Origin of the sequence: Achromobacter spanius (assembly GCF_029637605.1) — a bacterium.
GTDB lineage: Bacteria > Pseudomonadota > Gammaproteobacteria > Burkholderiales > Burkholderiaceae_B > Achromobacter > Achromobacter spanius_E.
In genome coordinates this window covers 5,128,705-5,143,915 of sequence record NZ_CP121261.1, presented here as the reverse complement: position 1 = coordinate 5,143,915, position 15,211 = coordinate 5,128,705, and the positions used below count along the sequence as shown (strand labels likewise).

Here is a 15,211-nt window from a genome sequence, read left to right as displayed (position 1 = left end):
TTCTTTGCGGAGCCGCATGGGTTGCGCGCGATGTGCATTAGTGTTCTATGTGCAGCCGCATGGGTTGCGCGATCGACACTAGTGTTCTATGTACAGCCGCATGGGTTGCGCGCGATCGACACTAGTGTTCTTTTTGGGGCGGTCTCGCGCTTCACCCATCCTACGGGGTGGCGGGTTTGGGGCGGGCTTTTAGGGCGCGGGCGAAGAAGGCGCCTAGCAGGGGGAGCAGGATGGCGGAGCCGCCGAACAGGGCCGCGGCGCCTATCTCGTCTACTACCGCGCCCGCCAGCGCCACGCCGGCAGCCTGGCCCATGAACAGGCAGGATGCAAACCAGGCCACGGCGGTGCCGCGCGCTGACGGCACCATCTGCGTGGCGTTGGTTTGCAGGGTGGCGTGCAGCAGGTAATAGCCAAAGCCGGCCAGCACGCTGGCCAGCAGGCTCCACATCCAGACCGGCCCCAGCAGATACGACAGGAAGGCCACGCCCAGCACCAGGCCGCCCGCCACCGCCAAGCCACGTTCGCCCAGGCGCTTGAGAATGCGGCCGGCCACCACCGTGTAGATCAGCCCACCCACCGCGTAGACCGCCACCAAGGCGCCCGCGGCCGTCAGCGAAATATCGAAGCGCTCGTGCAGGTAGGACGGCGCAAACGCCAAGGCGCCGAAGACCAGCAGGCCTTCGATGAAGACAGTCGCCAACACGATACGCGCCCACGGGGTGCCCAACACCAGCCGCGCCTGCCCCACAAAGCCCTGGCGGACGGCGTTGGGGTCCACCTGCGCAAAGCCCGCCGCGCGTTGGCGGCGCACTTCCAGGTGCAGCAAGACGCCGACAATCAGGTAACCGGCCACCAGCGAGGCGAAGGCCCAGCGCCAGCCCACCGTATCGGCGAACAGGCCGCCGGCCAATTGGCCGGCCGACATGCCGAGGATGGTGCCGGTCAGAAAGCGCGCCAGCGTTGCCTGCCGGCGCTCATAGGGCACGTTGTCGCCGATCCAGGCCATGGACAGCGGGACGATGCCCGCCCCCGCCGCGCCCGACACGGCGCGGCACAAGACCAACATATCCAGGGATTCGGCCATGACGGCGCCCGCACTGCCCAAGGCGCAGGCCACTGTCGCCACGCTGACGACGCGGTACTTGCCGTAGCGGTCGCCCACCGGGCCGAAGAACATCTGCAACACGCCATACGCCACGGCAAACGCCGTCACCACGCGAGCAGCCTGCCCGGTGGACGTGCCGAATTCCGCCGCCAGTTGCGGCAGCATGGGATCACAGATACGGAAGGCGCTGGCGCTGACGAAAGCGGCCAGGGCAAGCAGCGCGATCGCGCGTGCTTCAGAAGACATGGCGGGCATGGGAAACCGGCGGCAAGGCAAAAGTCGAAGCCCGCACCTTACCGCAGCCAGCCCATCCTGGCGCGGTGGACACAGACAGTGTCCGCCCCGCGCAACGGTCAGTAAGGCAGGCGGTAGCCCTGCGGCATGCGGCGCGCGGTAAGCAATTGACCGCCGCTCTTGAGCTCGCGCAGCGTGAGCTTGGCGCGTTCGACCTTTTCGACGCGGTAGCGGCTCACGTAGATGGGGTCCTTGGCATCCACGGGCTCGCCGGCGGATTTGGTCGTCTGCATCGTGTAGACGTTGTCTGCCACGGCCCAGCAGCCGGTCTCACGCAAGGCCGGACGCGCCTTGCGCCCGATCTTGAGCAACGATTCATAGGCCATCGTGCCATCGGCGGACAAGACGATCAGCGATTGCAGTTCCCCGCTGACGTCGCGCGGCCGCGTGTTCGACAGCCAGGTTCCGATCATGGGATCTCCCGCTTTGGCCGGCACACATGCCACCGGCTTGGGCGGCGCCTCGGGCTGGCCTTCGGTGATGGCGGCGGGCTTTCTGACCGCGCAACCGGCCAGGACTAGAACGGCGCAGGCGATGCTGGCCGAACGCAAATACACACTGCTCATGACTTCCTCAGCACGTCTGTCGACGCGGCGCACCGATCAGACCGGCACGTCTTTCGCGCAGCAAACATGACGCACTCTAATGAGCCGCCTGGGAAGAATCAACGACGATCCGCGCCGTGTGCAATTGCGCAACAGTGCACGCCAGAAAGCGCCGGCTTTAGGTGTGGAACGCGCACGAATGCGTTGGTTTCAAGCGACACCGCGCCCATGTCTCGCGCCGGCGCTCTCTATATATAGAGAGCACCATCCATCAGTTACAGCGGCAGCCGCTGTTCGTGCTTGATCTCGCGCAGCGCCACGATGGTGCGCGTCTGGCGAATGCCGGGCATGTTGAACAGGAAGCGGTGCAGGAAACGGTCGTACGCTTCCGGGCTTTCCACCAGGATCTTCAACAGGAAGTCGGAATCGCCGGTCACCGCATAGCACTCCAGGATCTCGGGCGCGTCGCGCACCGAACGCTCGAAGTGTTCGACCGTATTCGAGGAATGCCGCTCCAGGCTGATCTGCGCGAACATGCAGCCCAGCCCCACCTTGCTACGGTCCACCTGGGCGCTATAGCCCTGGATGACCCCGCTGGCTTCCATCGCCTTCACCCGCCGCCACACCGGTGCGGCCGATAGCCCTACCTTGTCGGACAACTGCTGCGCCGAAGCCCGGCCGTCCTCCTGCAAGGCCTTGAGGATGCCGATATCGGTCTTGTCCATCGCTTTGTCTCCTGGTTTTTGTCGAACACGAAATGTTCATTGCGTATTATAGGGATAGCACGATCCAAAAACGCAATAAATCGGATGCTCCGCGAACCTATCATGGTGCGAAATACCAGGAGCATTCATTATGGACGGCACTCCCGCCCCCGATCCCCAGTTGGACCTTGACTACCAGCTTGCCGACAACCTCACCCGGGAGTCCGGCCGCATCTTCCTGACGGGGACGCAAGCACTCGTGCGTATCATGCTCACGCAGGCGCGGGTCGACCGCGAACGCGGGCTGAACACGGCGGGCTTTGTGTCGGGCTATCGCGGTTCGCCATTGGGTGGCGTGGACATGGCGATGTGGAAGGCGAAGAAGGCGCTGGACGCCAGCCAGATCTCGTTCCTGCCCGGCATCAATGAAGATATGGCGGCGACCGCCGTCATGGGCACACAGCAGGCCGGCGTGCGCGCCGACCGCAACGTCGATGGCGTGTTTGCCATGTGGTACGGCAAAGGCCCGGGCGTGGACCGCGCGGGCGACGCGCTGCACCACGGCAACGCGGCGGGTGCCTCGCGCAATGGCGGCGTGCTGGTGGTGGTGGGTGATGACCACACCGCCGTGTCGTCGTCCATTCCGCACGCCAGCGAAGCGTCGCTGATCGGCTGGCAGATGCCCATCGTGCATCCGACCTCTATCGACGAATATGAAACGTTCGCGCTGTGGGGCTGGGCGCTGTCGCGCTATGCCGGCACCTGGGTCGCGTTCAAGGCGGTGTCCGAGACCATCGAAAGCGGCCACTCGTTCACGCCGGCCGCCGTACAGCACTACGACATGCCGGCCGACCCCGACATGCCGCCCGAAGCGCTGGAATATTCCGCGCGCGACTTCTTGTCGCTGGCCGTCGAAACGCGCATGAACCTGCGCATGAAAGCGGTTGCCGCGTTTGCGCGCCGCCACAGCATCGACCGCCTGACCTGTGCCGCGCCCCGCGCCACCGTGGGCATTGTCACGGTCGGCAAGGCGCATCTGGACACCATGGAAGCGCTGTCGCGCCTGGGCGTGGACACTGTCACCGCCAACGCACCGGTGCGTATCTACAAGCCGGGCCTGACCTGGCCGATGGACGGCGAACGGCTGCTGGAGTTTGCGCGCGGGCTGTCGCACATTCTGGTGGTTGAAGAAAAAGGCGCCGTGGTCGAAAGCCAGATCAAGGATCTGCTGTTCAATTTGCCCGAGCGCCCGTCGGTCATCGGCAAGAAGGGCTTTGGCGGCGAAACGCTGGTGCCCTCGGCCGGACAATTGCGCCCGTCGCTGCTGGCCCAGCCACTGGCCACCTGGTTGACGCGCACCGCCGGCCTGCCGCTGGCTGCGGACCTGGCGGCGTTCGAATGCCAATCGGCGTTGTCCAATGATGCCGACGGCATGCGCCGCCGCCCATATTTCTGTTCGGGCTGTCCGCACAGCACGTCGACCAAGGTGCCCGAGGGCAGCCAGGCGCTGTCCGGCGTGGGCTGCCACTACATGGCCGCCTGGATGGACCGCGACACGGGCGGCCTGACGCAGATGGGCGGCGAAGGCGTCGACTGGATCGGCCTGTCGCGCTATACCAAGATGCCGCACATCTTCCAGAACATGGGCGAAGGCACGTACTACCACTCCGGCTATCTGGCGATCCGCCAGGCGGTGGCCGCGCGCGCCAACATCACCTACAAGATCCTGTTCAACGACGCGGTCGCGATGACGGGCGGGCAGCCCGTGGACGGACCGATCTCGGTGCCGCAGATCTGCCAGCAACTGCGTGGCGAAAACGTGGCGCGCATCGTCGTCACCAGCGACGAGCCTGAGAAATACCAAGGCGTGGATCTGGGCCCCAACATCAAGGTGCATCATCGCCGCGAGCTGGACGCGGTGCAGCGCGAGCTGCGCGAGATTCCCGGCGTGACCGTGCTGATCCATGATCAAACCTGCGCCGCCGAGAAGCGCCGCCGCCGCAAGAAGAACCAGTTTCCCGACCCGGCACGCCGCATGCTGATCAACAGCGCCGTGTGCGAAGGCTGCGGCGACTGCGGCGTGCAATCGAACTGCCTGTCGGTGGTGCCGCTGGAAACGCCGTATGGCCGCAAGCGCGCCATCGACCAATCCAGCTGCAACAAGGACTATTCCTGCGCGGAAGGATTCTGCCCCAGCTTCGTGTCGGTCATGGGCGGCAAGCCACGCAAGAGCGCGGCGCCCAAGACCGATCAGGAACGCCTGCAACGCCTGATCGAACAGTTGCCGCAACCGGCCACGCCGTCGCTGGACCGCCCGTATCGGCTGCTGGTGGCGGGCATGGGCGGCACGGGCGTCATCACCATCGGCGCCATCGTGTCGATGGCCGCGCACCTGGAAGGCCTGTCTGCCGCGGTGCTGGACCTGACCGGCCTGGCGCAGAAAGGCGGCACGGTCGTCAGCCACATCCGGCTGGCGCCGGCGGGCGCGCCGGCAGGCCCCGTCCGGCTGGATTGGCAGCAGGCTGATGCCGCCATCCTGTGCGACCCGGTGGCCTCGGTGGCGCCGGATTCGCTGGGCGCGCTGCGTCGTGGGCATACCCAGGTCACGGTCAACACCTACGTTGCGCCGGTATCCGAATTCACCCGCAACCCCGACGCCGCCATGCGCCCCGAAGCGCTGCTGGCCAAGATCCGCCACGCCGCGGGCGATGCCAACACGGCCGCCATTGATGCGCATGAAGCCGCGCTGGCCTTGTTCGGCGACAGCATCCTGTCCAACATGTTCATGCTGGGCTATGCGTGGCAACGTGGCGGCGTGCCGCTGTCGCAAGCGGCCATCAACCGCGCCATCGAGCTGAACGGCGTGGCCATCGCGGCCAATCGCGCCGCCTTTGACAGCGGCCGCCTGGCCGCGCACCAGCCCGATGCGCTGGAAAGCGCCTTGCGTCCGCGCGCCCAGGTCGTGCAACTGCATGTGCCGGAAACGTTTGACCGCGCCGTGGCCCGCCGCATCGCGGACCTGACGGCCTACCAGGACGCCCGTTATGCGCGCGTCTACCAAGAGGTCATCGAAGCCGTCGCGGCGCGCGAGCGTGAATTGGCGCGCGACACCAAGACGCCGCGGCTGGCGATGGCGGTGGCGCGTGGCCTGTTCAAGCTGATGGCCTACAAGGACGAATACGAAGTGGCGCGCCTCTACACCGGCGACGCGTTCCAGGCGCAATTGAAGGGTCAGTTCGAAGGCGACTACAGCCTGCGCTTTCATATGGCCCCGCCGATCTTCGCGCGCAAGGACCCGCGCACCGGCGTGCCGCGCAAGATGACCCTGGGCCCGCGCACGATGACGGCACTGAAATTGCTGACGCGCATGAAGGGCCTGCGCGGCACCTGGTTCGATCCCTTCGGCCACACCGCCGAACGCAAGATGGAACGGGCGCTTGTCACCGAGTACCGCCAGACCATAGACCAACTTCTTGTAGGGTTGAGCCGGGACAACATCGCGCAAGCAGCTACAATCGCCGGCCTTGCAGAAACCATCCGCGGCTACGGCCACGTGAAGGCAGCAAGCGTCGAGAAGTACCGGACGCAATTGGGTCGATTGATGCAGAGCTATACAGCACCGGCCCCGCGCGACATGCCCCTGCGGAAAACCGCATAAACATTCGCTTTGAGCCGTGCACTCCTGGGCGCGCCTTACTGGGCGCGCCCAGTGCATTTAGTAACAATCTTTTGTGAGCTTCGTCATACCTTTTTCTTGTTCCCGTAGTTCTCGATCACTAGAATTAGTGTCCAACGAGGGGTGCTACACTACATGTTGTGGTCGCCTAAGCGCTGATTCTCGTCGGCCACGCCTTTTGGACTAAGCCGTCCAAGCCGTTCCGACCCCCTCAAAAGATCCACATTCATACCCGGCATGACCGCCGTCATGTCGCTATCTACGCGTTTTCGCACAGGAGCTTCCATGCAGACTACGATCGCCTCTGTGACCCGGCCTTCGGCCGTGCCGCCCTCGCAAACCGATTCCCCTGCCGACGCCAATGGCGGGCAATGGGCCAGCTACAACATCATTCGCCGCAATGGCTCGGTGGTTGGGTTTGAACCCAGCAAGATCGCCATCGCCATGACCAAGGCCTTCCTGGCCGTGAACGGTGGCCAGGGCGCTGCGTCCGCCCGTGTGCGTGAACTGGTCGAGAACCTGACCAGCCAGGCCGTGAACGCCCTGGTGCGCAACCGCCCCAACGGCGGCACCTTCCATATTGAAGACATCCAGGACCAGGTTGAACTGGCGCTGATGCGCTCGGGCCAACATGATGTTGCCCGCGCCTACGTCCTGTACCGCGAGAAGCGCACGCAAGAGCGTGCCGCCGCCGCTGCCGCCGAAGGCCAGGAAAAGGCCGCCGCCGCGCCCGTGGAACACGTGCTGAACGTGACCGACGCCGGCGTGCGCCGTCCGCTGGACCTGGCTGAACTGCGCGCGACCATCGTTGCCGCCGGCGAAGGCCTGGCCGAATTCATCGACAGCGAATCCATCCTGAAGGAAACGGTCAAGAACCTGTACGACGGCATCCCCGTCGACGAAGTGTTCAAGTCCGCCATCCTGTCCGCGCGCGCGCTGGTTGAAAAGGACCCGGCCTACAGCCAGGTCACCGCTCGCCTCCTGCTGCACACGATCCGCAAGGAAGTGCTGGGCGAAGAAGTCTCGCAAGACGGCATGATCGCGCGCTACGCCGAGTACTTCCCCACGTTCATCACCCGCGGTATCGAAGGCGGCCTGCTGTCGCCCGAACTGGCCAACTATGACCTGACCCGCCTGGGCAAGGCCTTGAACGCCAAGCGCGACCTGCAATTCGGCTACCTGGGCCTGCAAACCCTGTACGACCGCTACTTCCTGCACATCCGCGGCACCCGCATCGAACTGCCGCAGGTGTTCTTCATGCGCGTGGCCATGGGCCTGGCGCTGCGCGAAGCCGACCGCGAAGCGCGCGCCATCGAGTTCTACGAGATCCTGTCCTCGTTCGACTTCATGAGCTCGACGCCGACGCTGTTCAACTCGGGCACGCTGCACTCGCAATTGTCGTCGTGCTACCTGACCACCGTGTCGGATGACCTGGAAGGCATCTACGACGCCATCAAGGAAAACGCGCTGCTGGCCAAGTACGCCGGCGGCCTGGGCAACGACTGGACCCCGGTGCGCGCGCTGCGCAGCCACATCAAGGGCACCAACGGCGAAAGCCAGGGCGTGGTTCCGTTCCTGAAGGTCGTCAACGACACCGCCGTCGCGGTGAACCAGGGCGGCAAGCGCAAGGGCGCGGTGTGCACGTACTTGGAATCGTGGCACCTGGACATCGAAGAATTCCTGGAACTGCGCAAGAACACCGGCGACGAACGCCGCCGCACGCACGACATGAACACGGCGAACTGGATTCCCGACCTGTTCATGAAGCGCGTCATGGAAGGCGGTGAATGGACGCTGTTCTCGCCGTCCGACTGCCCCGACCTGCACGACAAGTACGGCCGCGAATTCGAAGAAGCGTATATCGGCCACGAAAAGCGCGTCGCCAGCGGCGAGCTCAAGCTCTACAAGAAGATGCCGGCGCTGACGCTGTGGCGCAAGATGCTGTCGATGCTGTTCGAAACCGGCCATCCGTGGATCACGTTCAAGGATCCGTGCAACATCCGTTCGCCGCAGCAGCACGTGGGCGTGGTTCACAGCTCGAACCTGTGCACCGAGATCACGCTGAACACCAACGAATCCGAAATCGCGGTGTGCAACCTGGGTTCGGTGAACCTGGTCGCGCACATGAAGCCGGCTGCCGGTGGTGGTTTCGAACTGGATCACGACAAGATCAAGCGCACCGTCAGCATCGCGATGCGCATGCTCGACAACGTCATCGACATCAATTACTACGCCGTCGAGAAGGCCCGCAATTCCAACGCGCGCCATCGTCCGGTGGGCATGGGCATCATGGGCTTCCAGGATTGCCTGCAGATGATGCGCGTGCCGTATGCATCGCAAGCCGCCGTTGAATTCGCTGATCGTTCGATGGAAGCCGTTTGCTATCACGCCTACTTCGCGTCGAGCCTGCTCGCCGAAGAACGTGGCCGCTATCAATCGTATGAAGGCTCGTTGTGGTCGCGTGGCATCTTGCCGCAAGACACGTTGAAGATGCTGCGTGATGAACGCGGTGGTCATGTTGAAGTTGATGAATCGAGCACGCTCGATTGGGATACGTTGCGCGCGCGCATCAAACAACATGGCATGCGCAACTCCAATTGCGTGGCAATTGCCCCAACCGCGACTATTTCCAATATCATTGGTGTATCTGCGTGCATCGAACCTACTTTCCAGAACTTGTACGTCAAATCGAATCTCTCCGGCGAGTTCACGGTCGTTAACGATTACCTCGTGCGTGACCTGAAGAAACTCGGTCTCTGGGACGAAGTCATGGTCGCCGACCTCAAGTACTTCGACGGCAGCCTGTCCCGCATCGATCGCGTACCTTCCGAACTCCGCGAACTCTACGCCACTGCGTTCGAAGTCGAACCGAGCTGGCTGGTTGAATGCGCGTCGCGCCGTCAGAAGTGGATCGATCAAGCCCAGTCGCTGAACATCTACATGTCGGGCGCATCGGGCAAGAAGCTGGATGACACCTACAAGCTGGCATGGCTGCGTGGCCTGAAGACCACGTACTACCTGCGTACCCTGGGCGCCACCAGCGCCGAGAAGTCCACTGGTCGCGGCGGCGAATTGAACGCCGTCACTGCTGGTGGCCAATCCACGGCCGCGGCCGTGGGCGCCGCACCTGTTTTGCCGGAACCCGAAGTTCTCGGGGCGGTTTGCACCATGCGGCCGGGCGACCCCGGCTTCGAAGAGTGCGAAGCCTGCCAATAACCGCCTCCGGAGAATTGAAATGATTAATTGGGAAGACGACACCACCGCCACGCAACCTGCTTCCCCCGCCCCCGCGGGCGGCCAGCAGGCTGCGCCCGAAGTCCGGGCGGCGACGGGTGTGTTCGGCGACACCGCCATGCCTACGCCTGCCGCGCCTGAACACGCGGCGGGTCTGGCCGCCAGCGGCGCTGCCACCGCGCAGCGCGTGAAGGTTGCCGACAAGCGCATCATCAACGGCGAAACCGACGTCAATCAACTTGTGCCGTTCAAGTACAAGTGGGCGTGGGAAAAGTATTTGGCCACGTGCGCCAACCACTGGATGCCGCAAGAGATCAACATGTCGCGCGACATCGCGCTTTGGAAGAACCCGAACGGGCTCACCGAAGACGAACGCCGCATCGTCAAGCGCAACCTGGGTTTCTTCGTCACGGCCGATTCGCTGGCCGCGAACAACATCGTGTTGGGCACCTACCGCCACATCACGGCTCCCGAATGCCGCCAGTTCCTGCTGCGCCAGGCATTCGAGGAAGCGATCCACACGCACGCTTATCAATACATCGTCGAAAGCCTGGACCTGGACGAAGCCGAGATCTTCAACGCTTATAACGAAGTGCCGTCCATCCGCGCCAAAGACGAGTTCCTGATCCCGTTCATCGACGCGATCGCGGACCCCCACTTCAAGACGGGCACGCCCGAAGCCGACCAGACGCTGCTGAAGTCGCTGATCGTTTTCGCTTGCTTGATGGAAGGCCTGTTCTTCTACGTGGGCTTCACGCAGATCCTGGCGCTGGGCCGCCAGAACAAGATGACCGGCGCGGCCGAACAGTACATGTACATCCTTCGCGATGAATCCATGCACTGCAACTTCGGCATCGACCTGATCAACACCGTCAAACTGGAAAATCCGCATCTGTGGACGCCGGCTTTCCGCGAAGAAATTCGAGAACTCTTCCGCAAAGCGGTCGAACTCGAATACGCTTACGCCGAAGACACGATGCCGCGCGGCGTGTTGGGCTTGAACGCACCTATGTTCAAATCCTACCTGCGCTTCATCGCCAACCGTCGTTGCCAGCAAATCGGTATCGAACCGCTGTACCCGCAGGAAGAGAATCCCTTCCCCTGGATGGCGGAAATGATCGATCTTAAAAAGGAACGCAACTTTTTTGAAACTCGCGTGATCGAATACCAAACCGGTGGCACGCTGAGCTGGGAGTAAAGCAGTAGGTCATCAGGCCCGGCGCGGGCACGCTCTGCCAACACAGAGCGTCGCGTTCGCGACAGGCTTGATGACGCGCTTCCTGGTCAGGGTGTTTTCGAACACGTAGAACAAGCGGTCGGTGGCCTGTGATCAGGCTGCCCACCGGCGCCATTTGAAATGGCTCGCGCCAAAGGAGCGGGGGCCATATCAAATGGCTGTGCCGAATTCATTAGCGCAAACCGTAGTAGCTGTTGCTCGCACAGAACAGCGGCATGCGCCGATGAATAGCCCGGGCACGATTCGCTTTGTTGGCGAGTCGGGGCACGGGTTTAAGTTCTGGGACCCCTGAACCTAAGGAGCATGACCATGGCAACAGCCAAGAAAGCCGTAAAGAAAGCCGCGGCGAAGAAGCCCGCCGCCAAGAAGGCAGTCGCTAAGAAGGCCGCACCGGCCAAGAAAGCCGCTGTCAAGAAGGTAGCAGTCAAGAAAGTCGCCGCCGCCAAGAAGCCGGCAGTGAAGAAGGTTGCCGCCAAGAAGCCGGCAGCCAAGAAGGTCGTCGCCAAGAAAGCGGTAGCCAAGAAGGCAGTCGCCAAGAAGGCAGTCGCCAAGAAAGCGGTAGCCAAGAAGGTTGTCGCCAAGAAGGCCGTTGCCAAGAAAGCGGTAGCCAAGAAGGTTGTCGCGAAGAAGGCAGTTGCCAAGAAGGCCGTCGCCAAGAAAGCGGTAGCCAAGAAGGCCGTCGCCAAGAAGGCCGTCGCCAAGAAGGCAGTTGCCAAGAAGGCAGTTGCCAAGAAGGCCGTCGCCAAGAAAGCGGTAGCCAAGAAGGCCGTTGCCAAAAAGGCCGTTGCCAAGAAGGCGCCCGCCGCCAAGAAAGCAGTTGCCAAGAAAGCGGTAGCCAAGAAGGCCCCCGCTGCCAAGAAGGCGCCTGCCGCCAAGAAGGCTCCCGCTGCAAAGAAGGCTCCCGCTGCCGCCAAGCCGGCTGCTGCTGCCAAGCCCGCCGCTGCCAAGAAGCCTGCTGCGAAGAAAGCCGCTCCCAAGAAGCCCGCAACGCCGCCGTCCACGGCCGCTGCCCCGGGTGCAAAGACCGCGCTGAACCCCGCCGCTTCGTGGCCGTTCCCCACGGGTGGCCGTCCTTAATCCGGACGGTTCGAAGCTTTAGCTTCACTAGAGCCGCCTGGCCTTGGCTAGGCGGCTTTTTTGCGTCATCCCCCTCCGCCAAAAGCCGCCGCAAACTTTCCACGCAGCGTGCGACAATTGATTCCTCATTTTTTCGGTGATCGCGTCCATGCTCGGTGAAATCTTCCGCTTCCTCCTCGAAATCGTGTTCACGCTGTTCGGCGCGGCATTGATTGCCCGCGCCTGGATGCACGCGATCCGCCTCCACGCCTTCAACCCGATTGCGCGCACCATCTACCAGGCAACGAACTGGCTGGTAATGCCGCTGCGCAAGGTCATTCCCGCCGGCAACAAGATCGATTGGACGAGCCTGGTCGCCGCCTGGCTGGCCGCGCTGCTGTATATCGTGCTGATCTGGCTGCTGGCGCTGGGCGCGCTGATCCCCGCCGCACTGCTACCCGCCGCCATGGGCTCGGCCCTGATCATGGCCATCAAGTGGGCGCTGAATCTGGTGGTGTGGTTGACGCTGATCCAGGCCGTGCTGTCCTGGGTCAACCCAACGGCGCCGATGATGCCGCTGTTGCAGGCATTGACCGCGCCCATGCTGGATCCCATCCGCCGCATCCTGCCGCGCACCAGCATCGACTTTTCGCCCTTGGTGCTGCTGATCGTGGCGCAGGTGCTGCTGATGGTGCTGGCCAATCTAAGCCAGCGCATGATGGGGCTGTAGACCAAAGACACGGGGCATCGCGCCCCGTTCTTTTTTCCGCTACGCCGGAATCCCGGCGTAGATCTCGACCAGCTTCTTGCGGTCGATCTTGTGGTTGTTCGACATGGGCAATGCCGGGCAAGCCACCAATTCCGACGGCACCATATAGGGCGGCAGGCGCTGGGCCAGCCGCGCTTTGCAATCGGCCAGCGCATCGGGCGCCAGAAAGCGCGCATCCGGCTCCCGCGCCACGCACGCCACAAAACCAATCAGACGCACCGCCGTGCCATCGGGACGGCGCAGCACCGCGCAGGCGCCTCCCTCTACCCCGGGCAGACCGTGCAGCGCCTCGTCGATTTCCGCCAGTTCGATGCGATAGCCGTTCAGCTTGATCTGGTCATCCATGCGGCCTCGACAGAACAGCAAACCGCCCTCTTCCATCGCGCCAAGGTCGCCCGTGCGGAAAGCGCGGCGGCCATCTTCATGGGTGTAGAGCTTGGCGTCGTTCAGATCGGGGCGGTTCAGGTAGCCGCGCATGACGTGGTCGCCCACGATGCAGATCTCGCCTTCGTCCACGATCAACAGGCTATCCGGCTTGGCGTGCCCCACCGGCAGCGGGTCGTGGGCCGCCAGCACCGCGTCGGTGACTTCGATCCAGGTGGTGGCCACGGTGGCTTCCGTGGGGCCATACGTGTTCAGGATGACGGCACCGTGGAAGCGCTGGCGCAGCTTCTTCGCCAAGGCCGTCGGCAGCGGCTCGCCGCAGAACAGGAAGGTGCGCAGCGCCGGCAAGGTGGCGGGGGAAAAATCCCGGTTGGCCAACTGCTGGTGGGCGAACGACGGGGTCGACACCCACACCGTGACCTCATGTTGCGCCAGGCGCGCCATCCACGTGCCCGCCGCCGCGATCTGCTCGCGTGCGTTCAACAAGCAGGCGCCGCCCGAAGCCAGGGTGCCGAAGACCTCGTACATGGACAGGTCGAAGCTGAACGGCGCCTGGTTCATGAACACCGGCGCCTCGCCCAAGCCAAAGCTGCCCTGCATCCAGTCGCCCAGCAGGCCCACGCTTTCGCGGCCGATCTGCACGCCCTTGGGGTCGCCCGTGCTGCCCGAGGTGAACATGACGTAGGCCAGGCCGCGCTCGGCAAGCACCGCGCCTTCCCCTTGGGTGAACGTGCCGGCGGCGGCATCGTAGACGGCCGCGGCGCAAACAATCTCGACAATGCGGCGCAGACGCTCCACCGGGTAGATGGTGTCTACCGGCACGAACGGCGCGCCGATCAGCAGTGCGCCCACCATGGCGACGAAGAACGACGCTTCTTTGTGGCCGTAAATGGCCACCGGCACATCCGGGGCCGCGCCATGCTTGCGCGCGTTCTCCGCCCAGGCATGCGCCTCGGCACGCAACTGCGCCCAGCTCAAAGAACGGTCGACGGCGCCGACGGCCAAGGCGTCGGGCGACATTCCGGTATCAACGAACTGGAACGTTTTCAGGTCAAAACGCATGCCAACACTCCCGGCGTCAGAGGGGGCTGCGGCCGCTGAACACGTACAGCGCCAGCGCGGCCAGAATCAAGGTAAGCACACGGCCCAGGAACCGCATCACCGGATGCGCCAACGTGGACTGCAAGGCGGGCCGCGTGCGCGCCGCGTTGATCAGCAGGTTGTGGCCCACCGAATACGCGCCGAACATCAGCCCACTGACGATGTAATGCAGCGACAAGCCGTTCCACACGCCCATGGCCAGCAGCGTGGCGAAGATGCCGATGTTCTGCGCCGCCATGCGATGGCGCCCGAAGAATTTGGTCTTGCTCAACGCCTTGTAGATCGGCATGAACACCACATCGCGCAACCACTCCGACAGGCTGATGTGCCAGCGGCGCCAGAAGTCCTGCGGGTTCAGCGTGGCCAGGGGATTGCGGAAGTTGATCGGCAAGGTGAAGCCGAACAGCATGCCGATGCCGATTGCCATCGTCGAATAGCCGGCGAAATCGAAGAACAGATACGCGCTGTACAGCGAGGCGTTCAGCACTACGCCCGTGAATGAATAGTCGTGTGCGTCCAGCGTGGCCAAGCCATAGCGCCAGATCAGCTCAGCCAGGCCAAACTTCTGGATCACGCCCAGCATGATCAGTTCCAGCCCGGTCAGCCAGGTGTTCAGGTTCACGCCTTCATAGCCGCGCTTGAGATCCGCCTGGAAATTGCGCCAGCGGTACATGGGGCCGGCCAATAGCGTCAGCGGGAAGAACAGGTAGATGAAGTAGTCCAGCGGCGACACGCGCTCGTTGCGTTGCGCGAACAGCAGCACATCGATGGCGCGGAAGGTGGCGAACGACAGGCCCAGCATGGCGCCCAGGTGCGACACGCCGGTCTTCACCAGCAGCAGCGGCGTCATGGTGATGATGACGGCCAGCCAGGAGGGGATATAGCCGCGGCGCATGGCCCACAAGGCGCTGCCCGAAATGGCCAGCAGCGCAATGGGTTGATAGGGGCGCGCCCAGAACACTGCCATCCAGACACCCAGGCAGATCACCCCGATGACGTGGCGATAGCCGATGCGAAACGGCATCCCGAACGAGCGATACGCCAACAGACCCAGGCCGCCGCACAGCGCGCCGCCAAAAAAGCTCAAGCTTGCGAACAATTCCATG

At 63.6% G+C, this 15,211-nt stretch carries 10 protein-coding genes; 5 read left to right on the top strand and 5 right to left on the bottom strand.

Annotated features, from left to right (window positions below; genetic code table 11):
• Positions 1-160 precede the first annotated feature (160 nt).
• The 3 genes from P8T11_RS22910 to P8T11_RS22900 all read right to left on the bottom strand — a co-directional run bounded on the left by P8T11_RS22910 (position 161) and on the right by P8T11_RS22900 (position 2,669).
• The gene (locus P8T11_RS22910; protein ID WP_268079868.1) at positions 161-1,360 is read right to left on the bottom strand and encodes an MFS transporter; all 1,200 of its coding nucleotides are present in this window, start codon (positions 1,358-1,360) and stop codon (positions 161-163) included.
• Positions 1,361-1,458: 98 nt separating this feature from the next.
• Positions 1,459-1,965, bottom strand: coding sequence for a hypothetical protein (locus P8T11_RS22905; RefSeq protein WP_268079869.1), 507 nt, complete (start codon positions 1,963-1,965; stop codon positions 1,459-1,461).
• Between the two features lie 254 nt (positions 1,966-2,219).
• The gene (locus tag P8T11_RS22900; protein ID WP_046806515.1) at positions 2,220-2,669 is read right to left on the bottom strand and encodes an Lrp/AsnC family transcriptional regulator; all 450 of its coding nucleotides are present in this window, start codon (positions 2,667-2,669) and stop codon (positions 2,220-2,222) included.
• 130 nt (positions 2,670-2,799) lie between these two features.
• Between P8T11_RS22900 and P8T11_RS22895 the strand changes: the two genes are divergently transcribed.
• The 5 genes from P8T11_RS22895 to P8T11_RS22875 all read left to right on the top strand — a co-directional run bounded on the left by P8T11_RS22895 (position 2,800) and on the right by P8T11_RS22875 (position 12,581).
• Positions 2,800-6,306 (top strand): indolepyruvate ferredoxin oxidoreductase family protein, encoded by a 3,507-nt coding sequence (locus P8T11_RS22895; protein ID WP_268079870.1) that lies wholly within the window; start codon positions 2,800-2,802, stop codon positions 6,304-6,306.
• A gap of 303 nt (positions 6,307-6,609) precedes the next feature.
• On the top strand, positions 6,610-9,540 hold the full coding sequence (locus P8T11_RS22890; protein ID WP_268079871.1) for a ribonucleoside-diphosphate reductase subunit alpha: 2,931 nt from the start codon (positions 6,610-6,612) through the stop codon (positions 9,538-9,540).
• 19 nt (positions 9,541-9,559) lie between these two features.
• The gene (locus P8T11_RS22885; protein WP_050447107.1) at positions 9,560-10,756 is read left to right on the top strand and encodes a ribonucleotide-diphosphate reductase subunit beta; all 1,197 of its coding nucleotides are present in this window, start codon (positions 9,560-9,562) and stop codon (positions 10,754-10,756) included.
• Between the two features lie 348 nt (positions 10,757-11,104).
• On the top strand, positions 11,105-11,872 hold the full coding sequence (locus P8T11_RS22880) for a histone H1-like DNA-binding protein (protein WP_268079872.1): 768 nt from the start codon (positions 11,105-11,107) through the stop codon (positions 11,870-11,872).
• A gap of 148 nt (positions 11,873-12,020) precedes the next feature.
• Positions 12,021-12,581, top strand: coding sequence for a YggT family protein (locus tag P8T11_RS22875; protein WP_268079873.1), 561 nt, complete (start codon positions 12,021-12,023; stop codon positions 12,579-12,581).
• Between the two features lie 39 nt (positions 12,582-12,620).
• Here P8T11_RS22875 and P8T11_RS22870 read toward each other — a convergent pair whose 3' ends face one another.
• Positions 12,621-14,066, bottom strand: coding sequence for a D-alanine--poly(phosphoribitol) ligase (locus P8T11_RS22870; RefSeq protein WP_268079874.1), 1,446 nt, complete (start codon positions 14,064-14,066; stop codon positions 12,621-12,623).
• 16 nt (positions 14,067-14,082) lie between these two features.
• Positions 14,083-15,210 carry an MBOAT family O-acyltransferase gene (locus P8T11_RS22865; RefSeq protein WP_268079875.1) on the bottom strand — a complete coding sequence of 376 codons (1,128 nt, stop codon included), beginning with the start codon at positions 15,208-15,210 and terminating at the stop codon, positions 14,083-14,085.
• Position 15,211 lies beyond the last annotated feature (1 nt).